General features: G+C 33.5%; 18 protein-coding genes, 8 tRNA genes and 1 riboswitch. Of the genes, 6 read left to right on the top strand and 20 right to left on the bottom strand.

From position 1 onward, the window contains the following. Positions 1-265: 265 nt before the first annotated feature. On the bottom strand, positions 266-1,174 hold the full coding sequence (locus tag CD128_RS00880; RefSeq protein ID WP_103328215.1) for an NERD domain-containing protein: 909 nt from the start codon (positions 1,172-1,174) through the stop codon (positions 266-268). 155 nt (positions 1,175-1,329) lie between these two features. After that, positions 1,330-2,529, bottom strand: a complete 1,200-nt coding sequence (gene metK, locus CD128_RS00875; RefSeq protein WP_103328214.1) for a methionine adenosyltransferase — start codon at positions 2,527-2,529, stop codon at positions 1,330-1,332. Between the two features lie 115 nt (positions 2,530-2,644). Further along, positions 2,645-2,755: riboswitch (SAM riboswitch) on the bottom strand. A 164-nt stretch (positions 2,756-2,919) separates the two neighbouring features. On the opposite strand from metK, the gene pckA reads away from it, so the two are divergent. Beyond that, positions 2,920-4,512, top strand: coding sequence for a phosphoenolpyruvate carboxykinase (ATP) (pckA, locus tag CD128_RS00870; protein ID WP_103328213.1), 1,593 nt, complete (start codon positions 2,920-2,922; stop codon positions 4,510-4,512). 53 nt (positions 4,513-4,565) lie between these two features. Here the strand turns inward: pckA and CD128_RS00865 are convergent, their stop codons facing one another. Continuing rightward, complete coding sequence (locus CD128_RS00865; RefSeq protein WP_415239147.1) at positions 4,566-5,333, bottom strand: alpha/beta hydrolase family protein; 768 nt, start codon at positions 5,331-5,333, stop codon at positions 4,566-4,568. 4 nt (positions 5,334-5,337) lie between these two features. After that, positions 5,338-5,775 (bottom strand): RNA deprotection pyrophosphohydrolase, encoded by a 438-nt coding sequence (gene ytkD / locus CD128_RS00860; RefSeq protein ID WP_231917235.1) that lies wholly within the window; start codon positions 5,773-5,775, stop codon positions 5,338-5,340. A gap of 100 nt (positions 5,776-5,875) precedes the next feature. Between ytkD and yidD the strand changes: the two genes are divergently transcribed. Beyond that, complete coding sequence (yidD, locus tag CD128_RS00855; protein WP_103298645.1) at positions 5,876-6,121, top strand: membrane protein insertion efficiency factor YidD; 246 nt, start codon at positions 5,876-5,878, stop codon at positions 6,119-6,121. Here the strand turns inward: yidD and menC are convergent. The 14 genes from menC to hemE form a co-directional block, all read right to left on the bottom strand. Next, positions 6,112-7,119: an o-succinylbenzoate synthase gene (gene menC, locus CD128_RS00850; RefSeq protein WP_103328210.1), complete on the bottom strand. Its 1,008-nt coding sequence runs from the start codon at positions 7,117-7,119 to the stop codon at positions 6,112-6,114. The genes yidD and menC overlap by 10 nt on opposite strands. Continuing rightward, positions 7,109-8,515, bottom strand: coding sequence for an o-succinylbenzoate--CoA ligase (gene menE, locus CD128_RS00845; protein ID WP_103328209.1), 1,407 nt, complete (start codon positions 8,513-8,515; stop codon positions 7,109-7,111). Before menE ends, menC begins: the two co-directional genes overlap by 11 nt. Before the next feature lie 587 nt (positions 8,516-9,102). Next, a tRNA-Ser gene (locus tag CD128_RS00840) sits at positions 9,103-9,192 on the bottom strand. A gap of 56 nt (positions 9,193-9,248) precedes the next feature. Continuing rightward, positions 9,249-9,320: transfer RNA gene (locus CD128_RS00835), tRNA-Glu, on the bottom strand. A 1-nt stretch (position 9,321) separates the two neighbouring features. Next, positions 9,322-9,396: transfer RNA gene (locus tag CD128_RS00830), tRNA-Asn, on the bottom strand. Between the two features lie 13 nt (positions 9,397-9,409). Then, positions 9,410-9,483: transfer RNA gene (locus CD128_RS00825), tRNA-Gly, on the bottom strand. Between the two features lie 14 nt (positions 9,484-9,497). Continuing rightward, positions 9,498-9,573, bottom strand: a tRNA-His gene (locus CD128_RS00820). Between the two features lie 11 nt (positions 9,574-9,584). After that, positions 9,585-9,657 (bottom strand) — tRNA-Phe (locus tag CD128_RS00815). Between the two features lie 15 nt (positions 9,658-9,672). Continuing rightward, positions 9,673-9,748 (bottom strand) — tRNA-Asp (locus CD128_RS00810). A 14-nt stretch (positions 9,749-9,762) separates the two neighbouring features. Then, positions 9,763-9,836, bottom strand: a tRNA-Met gene (locus CD128_RS00805). 399 nt (positions 9,837-10,235) lie between these two features. Then, positions 10,236-10,796 (bottom strand): RBBP9/YdeN family alpha/beta hydrolase, encoded by a 561-nt coding sequence (locus CD128_RS00800; protein ID WP_103328208.1) that lies wholly within the window; start codon positions 10,794-10,796, stop codon positions 10,236-10,238. Between the two features lie 118 nt (positions 10,797-10,914). Then, a complete protein-coding gene (hemY, locus tag CD128_RS00795; RefSeq protein WP_103328207.1) occupies positions 10,915-12,309 on the bottom strand; it encodes a protoporphyrinogen oxidase in 1,395 nt (464 codons plus the stop codon). An 18-nt stretch (positions 12,310-12,327) separates the two neighbouring features. Then, complete coding sequence (hemH, locus tag CD128_RS00790; RefSeq protein ID WP_103328206.1) at positions 12,328-13,251, bottom strand: ferrochelatase; 924 nt, start codon at positions 13,249-13,251, stop codon at positions 12,328-12,330. 46 nt (positions 13,252-13,297) lie between these two features. Beyond that, entirely contained in the window at positions 13,298-14,335 is a 1,038-nt protein-coding gene (hemE, locus tag CD128_RS00785) for a uroporphyrinogen decarboxylase (RefSeq protein WP_103328205.1), read from the bottom strand. Between the two features lie 282 nt (positions 14,336-14,617). On the opposite strand from hemE, the gene CD128_RS00780 reads away from it, so the two are divergent. Then, complete coding sequence (locus CD128_RS00780; protein WP_103328204.1) at positions 14,618-15,118, top strand: antibiotic biosynthesis monooxygenase; 501 nt, start codon at positions 14,618-14,620, stop codon at positions 15,116-15,118. 71 nt (positions 15,119-15,189) lie between these two features. On the opposite strand, the gene ecsB is transcribed toward CD128_RS00780, so the two are convergent. Further along, the gene (ecsB, locus tag CD128_RS00775; RefSeq protein ID WP_103328203.1) at positions 15,190-16,413 is read right to left on the bottom strand and encodes an ABC transporter permease EcsB; all 1,224 of its coding nucleotides are present in this window, start codon (positions 16,411-16,413) and stop codon (positions 15,190-15,192) included. Then, positions 16,410-17,147 carry an ABC transporter ATP-binding protein EcsA gene (gene ecsA, locus CD128_RS00770; protein WP_103328202.1) on the bottom strand — a complete coding sequence of 246 codons (738 nt, stop codon included), beginning with the start codon at positions 17,145-17,147 and terminating at the stop codon, positions 16,410-16,412. The genes ecsB and ecsA overlap by 4 nt, the downstream gene beginning before the upstream one ends. 132 nt (positions 17,148-17,279) lie before the next feature. Between ecsA and CD128_RS00765 the strand changes: the two genes are divergently transcribed. The 3 genes from CD128_RS00765 to CD128_RS00755 all read left to right on the top strand — a co-directional run bounded on the left by CD128_RS00765 (position 17,280) and on the right by CD128_RS00755 (position 18,999). Continuing rightward, positions 17,280-17,705 (top strand): HIT family protein, encoded by a 426-nt coding sequence (locus CD128_RS00765; RefSeq protein ID WP_103328201.1) that lies wholly within the window; start codon positions 17,280-17,282, stop codon positions 17,703-17,705. 136 nt (positions 17,706-17,841) lie between these two features. Beyond that, on the top strand, positions 17,842-18,219 hold the full coding sequence (locus tag CD128_RS00760; protein WP_103328200.1) for a YtxH domain-containing protein: 378 nt from the start codon (positions 17,842-17,844) through the stop codon (positions 18,217-18,219). Between the two features lie 222 nt (positions 18,220-18,441). Beyond that, positions 18,442-18,999 (top strand): DUF3267 domain-containing protein, encoded by a 558-nt coding sequence (locus CD128_RS00755; protein ID WP_103328199.1) that lies wholly within the window; start codon positions 18,442-18,444, stop codon positions 18,997-18,999. Positions 19,000-19,125: the final 126 nt, after the last annotated feature.

Genomic DNA, 19,125 nt, shown 5'->3' with positions numbered 1-19,125 from the left:
AAAGATGAACTACGAATGACGTTGTGTGACGCCTGAGGGAGCAGGATGAGTGTCGAGACCGAGGCTCGACCCAGCCCCCTAGGCAAGCGTCTCAACATAAGTAAAATGATGATCTATTTAAGAACTGCTTTAGAGACGGCACCCCAGGAACGCGCAGCAACTTAAGTGAGTGAAACTCTATCTTAGAACGAGTATAATTCCATTTAAAATAATTTATTCAAACATAAAAAACGCTAGAAAGATTAATCTTCCTAGCGTTTGTATATTAATTAAACGTTTCAATCTTATCCATAATAGATTGTAACTCTTCAACATTAAATTGAATTCGTCCATGGAACACAAACTTATTAAAGAACTCATCTAATTGTTCAGGACCAACTAATACTTTAACACTTGAACTTTGTGCATAATTTGAAATCGTTACATCTCCATCACGTTTAGGATTGAAATACATAATAGCCGTTGGCGTATATTTCGTACCTAATTGCGTTTGCAAGTCAGTCGCTAACTTTTCAATCGCTTCAAGTTGATCTGAATAATTTACAAATGATAAAGAAGATTCGTCATCATTCTGATCTAACACCAATGTTTGAGGCGATTTCGCATCTAAATCAAGTGTGTTAAAGACTTGTTCCATCATAGGTAACTCTTGGAATTGATTACCACTAATACCATTGTAAACATGCCCTTTTAACAATTGAGAGTCAATGATATAAAGACCAGTACGTGTTAATACTAAATGACTAATGCGTTGAATATCATTAAACTCATTACTTGGTAAAAAGATATTCGCCATAATATGCATATCTTCACGTCGAATACGTTTCTCGTTAACTAATCGGTCACGAATACCAATTAATCGCATATCCGTTACATACTCACTTGTATTTTTAGAGAAAAGTTTTAAAGCATCAATTTCACGATTTTTACCGCTAATTGTGGCATCGAAATCTTCTTTTTGTCGAGTGACTTGTTTCTTATTTTCGATACGCTCTTTTTCTAAAGCCTCTTCATGTGATTCTAACATTTGCTTTTCTTTAAGACTGTATTCTTCTTTCGTTTTTTGTTTGATATTATTTTTACTTTTCAAGGTAACTAAAAATAATATTAAACAAATGATTGCTACTACAATTGCTGCAATTAAACCAATTTCAATTGGTCCAAATGAATTCATTAAGACAACGCTCCTTCAGACTGTAGACAATTTCTTTCAGTCATTATACTTAAAATTACTTTATCGACAAGCTTACTTCTATTACTATCAATAGTGCTAATTATAATAGAAAATATCAATAATTTCGATATAAAACATCAAAATTTGAATAGAGGTTATTGTGCTTGTACAGCATCTTTTAAGACATTAACTTTGTCTAATTTTTCCCATGGTAACAGGACATCAGTACGTCCAAAGTGACCATAGGCTGCTGTTTGTTTATAAATTGGTTGTTTTAAATCTAACATTTTAATAATGCCTGCTGGTCTTAAGTCAAAGTGTGATCTAACCGCTTCAACTAATTGCGCTTCTGAAACTTTACCAGTATTAAATGTATCAATAGAAATTGAGACTGGTTCAGCTACACCGATAGCATAAGCTAATTGAACCTCACATTGATCAGCTAACTCAGCTGCGACAATATTTTTAGCTACATATCTTGCTGCATATGCTGCTGAACGGTCTACTTTAGTTGGATCCTTACCACTGAAGCAACCGCCACCATGACGTGCATAACCACCGTATGTATCTACGATAATTTTACGTCCTGTTAAACCAGCATCGCCTTGAGGTCCGCCGATTACGAAACGACCTGTTGGGTTAATAAAGAATTTAGTTTCATCGTCAATTAAGCCTTCTGGTACAGTAGGATAAATGACATGTTCTTTAATATCACTTTGAATTTGGTCTAATTCAACATCATCTGCATGTTGAGATGATACTACGATTGTATCGATACGTTTAGGTTTATCATCTTCATCATATTCTACTGTCACTTGAACTTTACCATCTGGACGTAAATAATCTAAAATACCATCTTTACGTACATCTGATAGACGTTTAGCAAGTTGATGAGATAAGAAGATTGGTAATGGCATATATGTTTCAGTTTCATTTGTAGCATAACCAAACATTAAACCTTGGTCACCTGCACCCGTTGCTTCGATTTCTTCTTCTGAAATTTCTTCGCGGTATTCTAATGCTTTGTCTACACCTTGTGCAATATCTGGTGATTGTTCATCAATTGCAGTTAATACTGCCATTGTTTGGTAATCGTAACCATATTTTGCGCGTGTATAACCAATATTTTTAATTGTTTCGCGTACAACTTTAGGAATATCTACATATGTAGAAGTTGAAATTTCTCCTGCGATTAAAGCCATTCCAGTAGTCACTGTCGTTTCACAAGCGACACGTGCATTTGGATCGTCTTTTAAGATTTCGTCTAAAATGGCATCAGAAACTTGATCAGCGATCTTATCAGGGTGTCCTTCAGTCACTGATTCTGAAGTAAATAAACGTTTATTATAAGTCATGGTTTGCTCCTTTTATTATTTAAATTTACGAAAATTCTCTTTCAAATTGTGAGCTAAAATAAAAGAGCCCTCTTCACTATAAAAGATAGAGAGAAGGCTCTTAAACGTCCATTCGCTCTTATCGTTCAGACCATATATGTCTGCAAACGGTTTGGCACCTTTCTTTTGATAAAAGAGGTTGCTGGGTTTCATTGGGTCCATGTCCCTCCACCACTCAGGATAAGAGAATCCGTTATTAACTATACTACCGAATCCCCTCATTAATGTCAATTTCGATTTTTAAAAGTTTTTGTCTTTACCAGGTGGAATAATTAAGCCATTATGTTATACTAATTTAATGTAAAGGCTTATACGAAATATTTCAATAAATTGATGCTGGAGGGATTGGGTATGTCAGTAGATACATACAGCGAAACACCTAAAATTAAACACTTATTAGAGAAAGAAAGCTCACTGTTTCAACTTTCTACTACACAACTTTACAATAAGATTTTAGATAATAATGAGGGCGAATTAACAGAATTAGGAGCAATTAACGCAAGTACAGGTAAATATACAGGACGTTCTCCTAAAGATAAATTCATCGTAACTGAACCTTCTTATAAAGATAATATCCACTGGGGAGATATTAACCAACATATTGATGAAGAAACCTTCTTAAATCTCTACAATAAAGTTTTAGATTATCTAGATAAAAAAGATGAACTATACGTCTTCAACGGCTATGCTGGAAGCGACAAAGATACTCAACTTAAATTAACGGTTATCAATGAATTAGCATGGCATAACCTATTTGCACAAAACATGTTTATTAGACCTGAATCAGTTGAAGAAGCTAAAAACATTAAACCAAACTTCACAATTGTTTCAGCGCCTCATTTTAAAGCAGATCCAGAAGTAGATGGCACTAAATCTGAAACATTTGTTATCATTTCATTCAAACATAAAACAATTTTAATCGGTGGTACTGAATACGCTGGGGAAATGAAAAAAGGTATCTTCTCAGTAATGAACTACTTACTACCAATGCAAGATATTATGAGTATGCACTGCTCTGCAAACGTAGGTGATAAAGGAGACGTAGCTTTATTCTTTGGTTTATCAGGAACTGGTAAAACAACGTTATCTGCTGCACCTGATCGTAAATTAATCGGTGACGATGAACACGGTTGGAATAAAAATGGTGTCTTCAATATTGAAGGTGGATGCTACGCTAAAGCAATTAACCTTTCAAAAGAAAAAGAACCTCAAATCTTTAATGCTATTAAATACGGTACAATTTTAGAAAATACTGTAGTTGATGAACGCGGTCGTGTAGATTTCGACGATAACACTAATACTGAGAATACACGTGCAGCATACCCTATTCACCATATCGATAATATTGTATTACCTTCAAAAGCAGCACATCCTAATACAATTATCTTCTTAACTGCAGATGCATTCGGAGTACTTCCTCCAATTGCTAAATTATCTAAATCACAAGCAATGTATCATTTCTTAAGTGGTTTCACTTCTAAATTAGCTGGAACAGAACGCGGTGTCACAGAACCTGAACCCTCATTCTCAACATGCTTCGGTGCACCATTCTTACCATTAAATCCTATTAAATACGCTAATTTATTAGGTAAATTAATCGATGAGCATGATGTAGATGTTTACTTAGTAAACACAGGATGGACTGGCGGTAAATATGGTGTAGGTCGTCGTATTAGCTTACACTACACACGTTACATGGTTGACCAAGCTATCACTGGTAAATTAAAAAATGCTGAATTTATTAAAGATGAAAAATTCGGCTTAAGCATTCCTACTGAAGTAGAAGACGTACCTAAAACAATCTTAAACCCAATCAACGCATGGAGCGATTCAGATAAATATCGTGCGCAAGCTGATGATTTAATTAAACGTTTTGAAGAAAACTTCAAAAAATTCGGTCCAGAAGTTAAAGAAATTGCAGAAACTGGCGGATTCAATAAATAATACTTAATTATTAAATAGAAAAATGCCCACTCCACTGACATCTTAATGATGTATTAGTGAGATTGGGCATTTTCTTTTTCTTCTTCAATTTTCTTCATCCAAGCATGAATATAATTCAATGCATCTTTCATAGGTTTAGGACGTGGCACATGTCCTTCTTCTAATTGATAGAATGTGTCATATAGAGCGTCCTTCTTCTGCAACTGTTCTTCCAAGTAATAACCTTGATGAATGCCAACTTGCCAATCTTTGCCCCCATGTACAATTAATATTGGCGGACTTTTACTATCTATTGATTTAAGGGCATCTCTCTTCTCGTATTCTTCTTTATCTTTCTTAGGATGACCAACCATTCGTCGCAACATACCGCGCAAATCCACGCGTTCTTCATACATTAATCGCACATTAGAAACGCCGCCCCATGCAATGTAACTATCAACTGGATAATCTTGGAACGTAAGTAACCCTTGCAGTCCCCCTCTTGAGAAACCAATCATATGCACATAAGCCTTTGGATATTTCTTTTTTAAAATGCGCACTAGTTCCGTCACGTCGTTTAAATCTGCACGACAAAATTCATCTCGACCTTCACTACCATTACTTCCTCTATAATATGGACCTACAACTAATGTATTTAAATTCGCAAACTGCATTAACCTCGCAGCACGTACACGTCCAACTTGTCCTTTACCTCCGCGTAAATATATCACTATGCGGTATACGCTTTCATCATAAGGCGTCATTTGTAATGCTTTGACTTTAAGATGATCAACATCATACGTAATTTCTTCAAAACGGTGTGTGTGTGATTCAATTGGCATTTTTTTAGTAGTTATAATACCCAAGCTCAATCACCCTCTCCAAACATTTAAGAATCGCATCATCTTGAATTAAATAACTTTGTTGCGCTTCAGTAATATCATCAATTCGCTTAAATAGCTGAGGACCCTCAGTTTCTAAATAGTCCTTTTTATTTTGAATCTCTTTGACCTCAATAACATAAACATCCTTGGCGAATTTAGATTCATTATTGGTATGCACTTGATATTGAGCAATATAATTTATACCATCAGCAATTGCCCCTGTCTCTTCAAACAACTCTCTCTCAACCGCTTGTCGGCTAGACTCCCCTTGCTCAACTTTGCCCCCAGGAAATTCAATGCCTCGTTGTTTGTGCTGAGTAAATAATAGCTGTTTTTTGAAAATGGGAATAGCTAAAACGTGATTGCCATTCGGTTCATCATTATTTGTTTTAAACTGCATTGTGACACGTCTATTATCTTTATCTATAAACTCCACGTTCCTCACTACTCCTTTGAATGTGTTAAACTATTTAATAATCAATCTATGACGGAGGGTACCTATGTTTAAAAAATTATTTTTAGGCATCATTCATATATATCAGCGTTATATTTCACCTATGACACCACCAACTTGTCGCTTCTATCCTACTTGTTCAGAATATACTAGAGAAGCAATTGAAGTCTATGGTGCCTTTAAAGGGGGATATATGGGCGTGCGTCGCATTTTAAAATGTCATCCACTTCATAAAGGTGGTTTCGACCCTGTCCCTTTAAAAAAAGACAACAACGACCATCATCACTCATAAGGTATTAATTGCGCTTTATTAATAACAGGGGGATTAAAATAAATCAATCCCTCTTTTAATTTACCTATACCTTGCGTAAAATCTTCATTAAAATAATACCCGTCTGGCGTAATATCTCCTGGATAATCCCCTTCTTTTGATAGCAACGCTGTAAAATAACGGCTCAAACCATACTCATACATCCCGCCTACTACCACTTTAACTTGTTGTCGTTGTAAAGTTTGAATTAATCGTTGTGCTTTATCAATCCCGCCTACTCTAAATGGTTTTATAATCACTACATCGATTGGATAATGTTCAATTATTGAAATAATAGTTTCTTCGTTGAGTGCTTTTTCATCTATAGCAATAGGTGGATAATTATCTAACTCTACTTCATTAAGTAGAGTTAATGATTTAAAAGGTTCTTCGATGTATATAATATTTTGCGACGTTATTTGTTCTACCTTTTCCAAATCATGAGTAGATAATGATTCATTAGCATCTAGCGCTAAGTAATACTTATGCTTAAGATATGAATTCAACTTATGAATATCCTCATTCAACCGATCAGACCATTTGAGCTTAATACGAGGTGGTTGCGTCGTTTGAAGCGTTTGTAACTGTGCTTCCGTTAAACCGCTGGCAGTAGCGCCATATTCTACAGTGAAACTAGGTAGCTGATGATACATTTGATAAATTACCATCACTGCTGTACAACGTGCTGCTGGAAAAGAATCAAGCTGATTCAAATATGTCTCCCAATCCGCAAAACTATTAAATATAACTCCTTTAATGTTGCTCGCCCAATCTTCTAAAATGCTTTTTACAGAATAAATAGTTTCTTTATCATACCAGTTTGTTTCAAACGCGTTGCATTCTCCAAAATAAGACTGATTTGCATCAGTGATTAATTCCACTATAAGCGCTTTTCTATGGATCATTTCAACTTTAGGAGTAATAATTGGCGAGTGAAATGCTGCATTATAGTAATAAAAATTGACTTCTTTAATTTTCATGTTGATTTACCTGCGAAATAACTTTATTACGTTGTAATTTTCCGGTAGAAGTATAAGGTAATGATTCCACGCGATAATAATGCTTAGGAATTTTGTACTTAGCTAAATTATTTTTTAGAAATTGAGTAAGTTCATCCTTTGAAAGTTCATTTTCAGAAACATAATAAAGCACTGGAATTTGGCCCCAAGTTTCATCATCCTGTGGAACACATACTGCATCTTCTATACCTTCAAATTTCTTAGCAACCGTTTCAATTTCATATGGATATATATTCTCGCCGCCACTGATAATTAAATCTTTACGACGATCATAAACCATGACGTAACCTTCGTCATCTATTTCTGCAATATCACCCGTTTTGAAATAACCATCTTCAAACGTGTCATCCAGTTGCTCAGGATATAAATAGCCATTCATCACATTTTTGCCTTTGATGAGAAGTTCTCCATGCCCTTCTTCATTTGGATTTTTAATTTTAACTTTCACATTCTCACTAGGCTTTCCAACAGTGTCATAACGTTGCGCAAGCATTTCTGGCGTAGCAGTTAAGAATTGAGAACACGTTTCCGTCATACCAAATGAATTATAGATAGGTAAATGATAATCTAGTGCTTGATCAATTAATGTTGATGATAACTTCGCGCCACCTAATAATATTTTTTCTATTGAAAATGACTGATTTAACCCTGCATCCATAAGCCATTTTAATGTCTGTGGCACGAGGGACACATGGGTAGGTTTTTCTTCTTTTATAATATTAAGCATTGTTTGAGTATCATATTTCTTTAAAATACGAACAGTAAATCCTTCAATAAGTGAGCGTAAAATTACGCTTAAACCAGAAATATGATATATAGGTAGTACAGAGAGCCATATTGTATCTTGATCAAAGCCTAAACTTTGTTTACAACCTACGGCACTCGCATAATGATTTTCAAAGGTTTGTGGTACTGCCTTTTGAGGACCTGTAGTACCAGAAGTAAACATAATTGAAGCAATACGTGTAATATCGAACATTTGTGTGTTTGAAGACGGTTCAAGTGTACTTAATTCATTGAAATATACATTTTTAAAAGAAGGCAAATCAAAATTCGTAGTAGAAATAATTGTCGAAATATCTACAGAGCGCATTTGATTAATCATTTCTTGTTGCGTTAAACGTGTATTAATCATAGCTACTTCAATATTCGCTAACCAGCATGCATTGACTAATACGACCGATTCAATATCATTGTGAATATAGAGTCCTACTCTATTTTCATTCAAAGAAAGTAAGCGTTGAGATAGTTTAAAAGCACGATGATATAAATCTTCAAATGTTATAGCAGTTTCACCATCAGTAACTGCGATTTTATTTTTATTTTTTATACTTTGTTCTTTTAACCAAAAATCCAAAATACATTCCTCCATATAATATACATATTTATTATAACGATTTTCTTTAGCGTTAGCAGAGGATGTGATTAAAATATACCCTGATTGGTTTTTAATATTTCTATAAAATGCCAATATATTTATTTGAGGCATAAAAATAAAGAGCTATGTCTACTAAAAGTCAAAGCTCTTTATTTTTATTATGATATTCAATTATTGCCTAGCCTCATAATGGGCTGGCTACTGGTTTCAATGTATTTCGTTTTATCAGAACCCCGCACTGTGGTTGTTCTATTTATATAATAATAAAATTATATAAATATATCAATATGTTTATATACTTTAAGATAAAGTTTAAACATGCTTCATTTTAACCATATTATTTTCATTTTTAAAAGAGGTAAAGCATTCTTGCCCTACCTCTTCTTTTGCATGTGTTGAAATTTATATTTCAAATCCTCAAAAATCAATGAATTTCGTTTTAATAGTCCACGCACTGTCGTTGACAAATTTATAATATAATATTTTTATAAAATAATCAAGCTGTGTTACTTTTATTTACTCTAAAAAATAAACCCAGAATGTAACAACCATTCTGAGCTTTAATATGGAGAGTAAGGGATTCGAACCCTTGAAACGCTTGTGGCGTTTACACACTTTCCAGGCGTGCTCCTTCGGCCAGACTCGGACAACTCTCCCCATTATAAAATTGTATAAATAAAAAAACAGAAGCGATATTTCACTTCTGTTTGGATGACTCCTACGGGACTCGAACCCGTGTTACCGCCGTGAAAGGGCGGTGTCTTAACCGCTTGACCAAGGAGCCATGGCTCCACAGGTAGGATTCGAACCTACGACCGATCGGTTAACAGCCGATAGCTCTACCACTGAGCTACTGTGGAATAATGTTAATAATGGAGCGGGTGATGGGAATCGAACCCACAACATCAGCTTGGAAGGCTGAGGTTTTGCCATTAAACTACACCCGCGTAGTAAACGATTATGGGGCGGTTGAAGGGAATCGAACCCTCGAGTGTCGGAACCACAATCCGATGCGTTAACCACTTCGCCACAACCGCCAAAGTGTAAATGGTTCAGGACAGAGTCGAACTGCCGACACATGGAGCTTCAATCCATTGCTCTACCAACTGAGCTACTGAACCATAATAAGTAAGTAATGGCGGTCTCGACGGGAATCGAACCCGCGATCTCCTGCGTGACAGGCAGGCGTGTTAACCGCTACACTACGAGACCTACTAAATTATGTATTGCGGGAGGCGGATTTGAACCACCGACCTTCGGGTTATGAGCCCGACGAGCTACCGAACTGCTCCATCCCGCGCTAATATTATTTGGTTTCTTAAAATCAAGTACTTTATTAGTATATCATTTAAGTCTTAGTAGTATCAATACTTTTTTTAATTAAATTTTACATTTAATTAATTTAAGCTTTATATATTTATGCGATAATTGCTTTTTAAGCACCGCTCTTTTGAATACTTTATTAGTATATATACTATGAACTTTATAGTCAATAACAATTATAAAGTATTTTGTGTAAAAAAACGCTACACTTAGAAAATTTTAATTAAATATACGAATTGGATATTAATTTCCTCGCTAATGCCCTATAAAATGCTACTTTTTCGCATAAAAATCATCGTTTAACCTTTATTATAATGATTATAGATAAGGCAAAACGATGATGTATCTCCACTATTTAATTAATAATCACTCTAAATTATCTTGTCATATAAGTTTGCATTCTTTCTTGTAGTTCAGTGAAAGAAACAAATCCTTCTTCTTCAAGAAAATGACCGCCCTCTTCTACGATTCTCATATGACCACCCAATGTTTCAAGTAATTTCTCAGTTTCTTTATATGACACATATTGATCCGTTTTAGACGCTAATCCATAGAAACGTTTCACTTTACTTTTAATTGTAGAATAATCAATATCTATTGGATCGATATTAATATTCTCGTCTATATCCACAGCATCTTCTTTAAAACCAGCTATACTGAAAAATCCTTCTAATGGTTTTTCAACTTCTAAACTTTCAATGTATTTTAATGCTGCTATAGATCCAAATCCATGCGTAACAAAATATGTATCTGAGCTAGGAATTTTAATTTGCTTATTTATTTCTTTGACCCATTGCTGAATATTATGTTCATTATCTTTCTCTATATGAAACAGCGGAACATTATATCCTTCTAATTTCAAATTATGTTGTAGCCACTCATACCAATGATTGTGAGAATCCCCTAAACTTGAGTGAATAATAATTACATTCGTCATTATTTATCCTCCTATTCTATAATTGATTATTTAGCTTAACTTTATTTAAACACACCTTAAAATAAAACACTTTAAAGAGGAGGTTTAATTCTCTAAAAAGTGTTCAACTATTTTACATTTATAATTCATCTATAAGTTCTTCAACTGCATTTTTCCCTTGTTGGATACAATCAGGTAGCCCAACTGCTTCAAAAGGTGCACCAGTAATTCGTAAACCTTTATAAGTCAATTTTACATGATTTTGAATTTCACGTATTTGTTTAATATGACCAATGTGGTATTGTGGCATACTTTTCGGCAAACGATTAACAATAGTAAAATCTGGGTCGCCTTTAAATGTCATCATTTTATTTAAATCACGACGAGCAATCATCGCTATTTCTTCATCCGTATGATCATCTACTACGGTATCTCCAGGTTTACCTACATACGCACGTATTAATACTTTGCCTTTAGGTGTTGTAAATGGCCATTTTTTTGTCGTCCATGTACAAGCAGTAATATCTGTATTACTTGTTCGTGCAATTACAAATCCTGTGCCATCGTACGTGTTCTCGATATTCTTCTCATCAAATGCAAATACAACAGTCGCTACTGTAGTTGAATCCATCGAATTAAAGTAATTAAATGCTTGATCGTGATTAAACCATTTCATGAACGTGTGATGCGGTGTTGTGACTAAGAGACCATCGAATTGTTCGCTTCCGCTATTGGTAATTATTTCATAATTATCTTCATGAATTTTTATATCTTCAACAGGCGTATTGTATCGAATGATTACGCCTTTAGATCTCACATCTTGTTCTAATGCTACAATAAAAGAGCTTAATCCGTGTCTAAATTGCTTAAATTGACCTTTAGGTGCACCTGGATATAATTGACGCTGCTTGATGCGCTCTGCCTTTTCATGTTGCATTCCTCTAATTAAACTGCCGAATTCTTCTTCTTTTTCTTTAAAATTAGGAAACGTACTCATTAGACTTAAATGATCTATGTCTGTACCATAAATTCCACCCATAAGTGGTTCGATTAGATTTTCAAGAATTTCATTTCCTAAGCGACGTCTAAAGAATTCCCCTACTGAAATATCATCATCCATTTGAATTGGAGATTTAAATAAGTCTAAACCTGCTCTTAACTTTCCAATTGGAGAGATTAATCGTGTTTTAAGGAATGGTTTAATATCTGTTGGTATGCCCATGATTGAGCCACCAGGAATAGGATAAAGTTTATTCTTCGCAAAAATGTAAGACTGACCTGTTTGGTTAGTGATTAGATCATCTTCTAAACCGATATCTTTAGCAATATCTGTCATAATCGTCTTACGACCTAAATAAGATTCTGGCCCAAGTTCAATCGTATAGCCATCTTTACGATAAGTTTGAATTTTACCACCAGGTCTTTGAGTTGCTTCAAAAATAGTTACATCCATCTCTGGTTTATAATGTTTTAAATAATATGCGCTAGCTAATCCAGTAATTCCAGCACCTATGATTGCAACTTTTTTACTCACTATGAGTCCCTTCCTTTATTAAAAAACTGTTTTTACTTCATCGACGATTGCACCAATAAATAATGGATGCGTATCTGGCATATCTGGGCGATAATAATTTGCACCTAATTCTTCACATACCACTTTACATTCATAATCGTTATCATATAAAACTTCTAAATGTTCACATACAAAACCAACTGGGGTATAGATAAAGTTTTTATAGTGATGTTCATTGTAAAGTTCACGTGTTAAATCTTGAACGTCAGGCCCTAACCATGGCGTGCCTGTATGTCCTTCAGATTGCCAGCCTTGTGCTACATGTAAAATATTAGATGAAGATGCTAAGCGGTTCATTGTATCTTGTAGTTCATCAGGATAAGGATCATTATTTCTTTCGATAAGACCCTTAGGTAAACTATGTGCAGATACGACTAATACTGTGTCATCATGTTCTTCACTAGGAATTTGTTCTAACGTTTCATTGATTTTATTAGTCCAATATTCAATAAATTTAGGTTGTTGATAGTAATGTTCAACGTGATAAAGTTTAATACGGTATTTATCCGCTTCTTCTTTTGCACGTTTATTATAAGAACCTACTGAGAAGCTTGAATAATGAGGCGCTAGTACTACAGTTACCGCTTCTTCAATACCATCTTTGTTCATTTTTTCAACTGCCTCTTCAATATATGGAGAAATGTGTTTTAACCCTAAATACAATTTAAATTCTACATTCTCATATGCGTCGTTTAAAGCATCTCTTAATGCCTCAGCTTGACGATCTGTTGTGCCCGCTAATGGAGAAAGTCCTCCAATAAATTCATAGCGATCTTTTAAGTCTTGAAGTTCTTCTTCAGATGGTCTTTTACCATGTCTAATATCTGTATAATATGGCTCAATATCACTTTCTTTATATGGTGTGCCATACGCCATAACTAATAAACCTACTGTTTTAGTCATTATTTAAAACCTTCCCTTTAATAATAAATTTCTTTATTAACAGTTCTTACTTTTGTGTGTAGTCATGTACAAATTGTGTCACACGCTTAAGTGTATCTGGTTGAACATCTGGAAAAACACCGTGTCCCAAGTTAAAGATATGTTTACCTCTTTCTAATCCCTCGTCAAGGATTGATTTAATTCTTTTCTCAAGAACTTCCCAAGGGGCAAGTAATAAAGATGGATCTAAATTACCTTGAAGCGTTTTATTAACACCTAATTGATTTGCTTGTGTAATTGATGTACGCCAATCTAAACCTAAAACATCAATTGGTAAATCGTTCCATTCGTTAATTAAGTGGCTTGCTCCAACGCCGAATAGAATAACCGGCACATCATAACGTGCTTTAATACCGTTAATCAATTGTTCCATAGAAGGTTTAATATAATAGCGATAATCTTGAACGTTAAGTGCACCTACCCATGAATCAAAGATTTGAATCAATTCAGCACCTGCTTCAACTTGAGCTGCCACGTAATCAATAGAAATTTCTACAAGATGATTCATTAACGCAAACCACGTTTCTTCATCCCCATACATCATGGCTTTCGTAAAGTTATAATTTTTAGAAGGCCCGCCTTCTATCATGTATGAAGCTAGTGTAAATGGTGCACCAGTAAAACCGATTAATGGAACATTTAATTTCTCTTGCGTAAGAATCTTAATCGTTTCTAATACATAAGGTACATCTCTTTTAGGATCTATTTGCGTAAGTTTTTCTACATCTTTAACTGATTTAATTGGATTATGAATAACTGGACCAATCCCTGATTTAATTTCCACATCCACCCCTATTGGTTTAAGTGGTGTCATAATATCTTTATATAGGACGGCTGCATCCGTATTGTAGTTATCTACTGGTAAATGTGTTACATAAGCACATAATTCTGGTTGGTGTGTAATCTCAAATAAAGAATATTTCTCTTTCAATTTACGATATTCGGGTTGAGATCTTCCAGCTTGGCGCATAAACCATACAGGTGTATGGGATGTCTGTTCACCTTTAATTGTTTGTAAAATCGTATTATTTTTATTATGCACCATAATATCCTCCTAAATTATAATCATTCTTATCTATAATATCATATCATGTTAATTTTATCGTTTATACTACATTAAATGTCATAAAAATGACATAGCACTTTAGTATATATATTCAATGAATATAAAATTACTTTTAACAGTAATTATAAACTATTTTATATAAACAAAACTATTAATAATAAGGTCTATTCTGACTTTAAAATAATTAAATTATATAAATAATTGATATAGCAACAATCCCTGTTTAATCGTATAATATAAGCAATAAGGGAGGTATGAATCATGAAAATATATACAACTTATGGGACTTATAGTTACTTAAATCAAATTCGATTAAATAACCCAGAAAGAAATTTATTTTTATTTTCTACAAATGATTCTTCTGTCATCATCGAAGAAACAGAAGAAAAATCGATTTTAAAGCACCCTACTGTTTATGATACAGTTGTTGAAATCAATGAATTAAACAATCAACATTTTTATTCCGCATTATTCATCCCATCATCTGACGATCATTCACATCAATTAGAAAAAAGACTTGCCAATCTAGATTTAAAATTAGACAATTTCGCTGGTTTTAAAAGTTATCGTTTTTTAAAACCCGAAGAAGGCACAACTTATAAAGTATACTTTGGCTTTGTTAACCGCCAAGCTTATGAAGACTTTAAAGAATCAGATACGTTTAAAGATTACTTCTCTAAAGACGCATTGAGACATTACTTTGGTTCAAGTGCGCAACATTCTAGTTATTTCGAAAGATATTTATATCCAATTAAAGATTAATTTAAAAATAAAGGTTGTCTTAGTTAACTGAGATTTAGTTCTCACTAACTTAAGACAACCTTTTTTAATTATTAATCTTTTAATAAAGATTCTTGATATTGTAGTTTTTTGATTGTGCTTCGAATTGTAAGCCATCCTACTATAAAGAAGACAATCGCGAAGATAAAGTATTGCGGATAAATGATGATAAACGTTATAGAGAAAATAACTCCTATCATTACCATCAAGCGATATAAGAATTTTTCATAACCTTTAATTACTTCAGCATCTGATACCGGCCATACTTGAGGCCATAGTCCATATGCTTGCTGTGTATAGAATTGAGACATTTGCAACAAGATAATGTACATAAATAAGCTTCCAATAATTACTGTTACAATTGGGAATGATAACCAAATCATTAAGATAAGTGCAATCACTACTAATCTTAAGATAATAGTAAAGGCATCTCTTCCCCTTACGAAACTACGTGTAAATAAATATAAATACATATTTTTTGAACTAAAACGTTGTCCTTTAGGAGTGGGTAACAAGAAATCTAAATATTGTCGTCTTACTGCTGTTTCTTTCAAATGCTTAACATCAGTAAACATATTAACGAATTTATAATAATTGGTATGATGACGTTCTTCAATTAATATCATACGTTCCCACGGGAATAAGTAGCCGTGCTTCATTTTCGGAAGTAAGAAAATCGCTAGCAACAAGATAATTGTGAAAATAATTCCCCAGTACATTTGAAGACCTAGCACAAGATAATATGCTAATCCATTAAGTACAAATAGGATGACATTCAGTGACCAACTTGATAAATGTGCTTGATACCATTTCCATCTTAGTAATAAGCCAAGAAACGGATGGATAAGGACTAAAACTATTAAGAGAATGTAGTCTAAGCTTAACCCATGAGTCAGTTTATAGAATAATGGAAATAGCACAATTATTAAAACGAGTTGAATGATGATACGGTTGAAATAGCTATATCTTAAGCTTAAATTCATATATTCTCTCATGTGTTTCTCAAAAGGTAAAAGGAATATTCGGTCAGCATCTTTTAAGAACGTTCTAATGGGAAATATAGATGTGATGGCTAAAACAAGACTCGCAAATAACGCATAATCGATGTGCGTAGGCATATGTTTTAACCATTGCCCATATCCAAGGATAAACGCACCAAGTAGTATGAGTAGGAATACTGAAAAATGCCCATTAAATATAAACTTATTATAATAGTTTTTTTCCTTACGAATCGCTTTATGGCGCTGCTGAAATAATGCTATAGCTGATTTATTCATGTATGTTGACCACCTTGTGTGACATGTATATAAATGTTATCAAGTGTCTGGTGATGTAAGCCTGTTTGCTCACGAAGTTGGTCTAAATCGCCAAATCCTACCACTCTACCTTTATCAAGAATAATGAAGCGGTCACAATAACGTTCTGCCGTCGCAAGAATATGTGTACTCATCAACACAGTGCGTCCTTCATTCTTCTTCTCAACCATTAAATCAAGCATAGACTGAATACCTAATGGATCGAGACCTAAGAATGGTTCATCGATAATATAAAGTTCGGGATTAACAATAAAGGCACAAATAATCATTACTTTTTGTTTCATCCCTTTTGAAAAGTGACTCGGGAATACTTTAAGTTCATTTTCTAATCTAAATGTTTTGAGTAATGGACGCGCACGTTTCATAGCTTCTTCTTCACTGATTTGATACGCCATAGCCGTCATAGCAATATGTTCTTCTAATGTTAGTTCCTCATAAATCACTGGAGATTCAGGTATATATGATAATTTTCTGCGATAAACTTCGATATCATCAGTTATATTTGTATTGGAAATAGAGAGCGTACCTTCCATAGGCGTTAATAATCCCAACATATGCTTAATTGTTGTACTTTTACCTGCACCATTAAGCCCTATTAAGCCTACGATTTCACCCTCTTTTAATTCAAAATTAATATCTTCAATTACAGGACGTTTGCCGTAACCTCCTGTAAGATGTTCAACCTTTACTGTCATAAGGCACCTCCATGACTTACATTGTACCAAAATCATTCCCTAACTACTAAAGTTAGCTATGCCTTACTAACGAAATTTTAATACAGTAATGATATAATATTGAGTAAAATAAGGCATAAGGAGTGTATTCAAATGGCAGAAACAGTATTTGGTAAAATTTTAACTGGTGAAATTCCAAGTTATAAAGTATATGAAAATGATTATGTATATGCGTTTTTAGATATTTCGCAAGTTACTAAAGGTCATACTTTATTAATTCCTAAAAAAGCTTCTCCAAATATTTTTGAAACAGACGAAGAAACAATGAAACACATTGGTGCTGCAATTCCTAAAGTGGCAAATGCTATTAAAAAAGCATTCAATCCTGATGGTTTAAATATTATTCAAAATAATGGCGAGTTTGCTGATCAATCTGTATTCCACCTTCATTTCCATTTCTTACCACGCTATGAGAATGATATCGATGGCTTTGGTTATAAGTGGAATACACATGAAGATGAAATTGATGACAGTAAGAAAAAAGAAATTGCAGAGCAGATTAAAGCTCAATTTGAATAATTCTGCATATTGTATGTCTTTAAAGGGTAATATAGAATTAAATTAAGTTTTTAAAAAAATTAAATTTAAGATATTGAACTAATAATTTAATTTTAAACTTATTAAAACGACGATATTAAGTGAGGAGAATATAAATATGAAAGTAACACGCGTATTATTTGGTATTGGCGTTGGCGTAGCAGCTGGTGTCGCTGTTTCATGGATGAACCGTGATGATCGTGGTGTAATTGAAGGTGACACTAATGGTACTAAAGTGCCAACTGGTGCCCGTTCAGAATTAGAACGCGAAATTGAATCAGTTAAACGTAGCTTCCATAATATCATTGATTATAGTAAACAAGTAAAAAATGACGGTGTTCAATATGGTAGCGAAATTGGTGATGAATTTAAAGCATTAATTGGTGACTTTAAATCAGATATCAATCCTAACATTGAAAAATTAAAATCACATATTGAAAATCTACAAAATCGTGGTGAAGAAATCAGCAATACATTTTCAAAGGATAAAAAATAATATTGCTGTTAGTTAGTGAGAGGTTTGGAATATAATTTCTAGATAAATAGCCAGTAAATGAGTTTTTACAAATTCATTTACTGGCTTCTTTATTTATAAGTAAAAGGCATTATTATTTTAGATTCTTTATTATGACGTATTCAGTGTAAATATTATCTTGATTTTATCCATGGTAAGTTAGATAATACTTAGCGTATATATGACCTATTAAGAGGTGGAAATATGTTTCTATGTAAACAACAAATTGACATTCACGCTCGTTTTGGGGTACCAAGAATAGCATTTCTTAGCTTTGTAACCACTGTTATTGCATTTTTCGTAAGCTATGAAATTATGTATTACTTTGTGGATACACCGTTGTCAGATAGATACTTTTTAATTTTATTATTTTTTGTGGTTATGATGTATCCTATTCATAAATCTATTCACTTGTTATTCTTTTTACCTTATTTAAAGTCTTTTAGAGCACATAAGTTAAATAAAAAGCGTTATTTACCGTATTTCAATACTTATGTTAGTACACCTGTGCATAAAATTTATTTTTGTATAAATCTAGTTATGCCTTTTATAACTATTACAGGTATTTTAATATTTTTAACTACACGTTTTCCTGAATATGGACATTATTTTATGTTCTTATTAGCCTTAAATTTAGGTATTTCAGTAATGGACTTTTTATATTTAAAAATAATCATTTTTTCAAATGAAGGACAGTTTATTGAAGAACATCAAACAGGCATTAGTATTTTAAATAAAGTGCCCTACCATTCAACATATTAATATTAAGCCAACAGAGTTAATGAACTTTGTTGGCAATTTTTAATTCTTAAGTCTTATCAGAACTACGACTTTGGTAGTATTGCGCCGGTTTCTAATTGGTGAAGCGCTTAGAATATGTTATAGTTA

The organism is Staphylococcus croceilyticus (assembly GCF_002902575.1).
In the GTDB taxonomy this organism is placed as follows: domain Bacteria; phylum Bacillota; class Bacilli; order Staphylococcales; family Staphylococcaceae; genus Staphylococcus; species Staphylococcus croceilyticus.
This window is presented reverse-complemented; position numbering and strand designations above follow the sequence as displayed.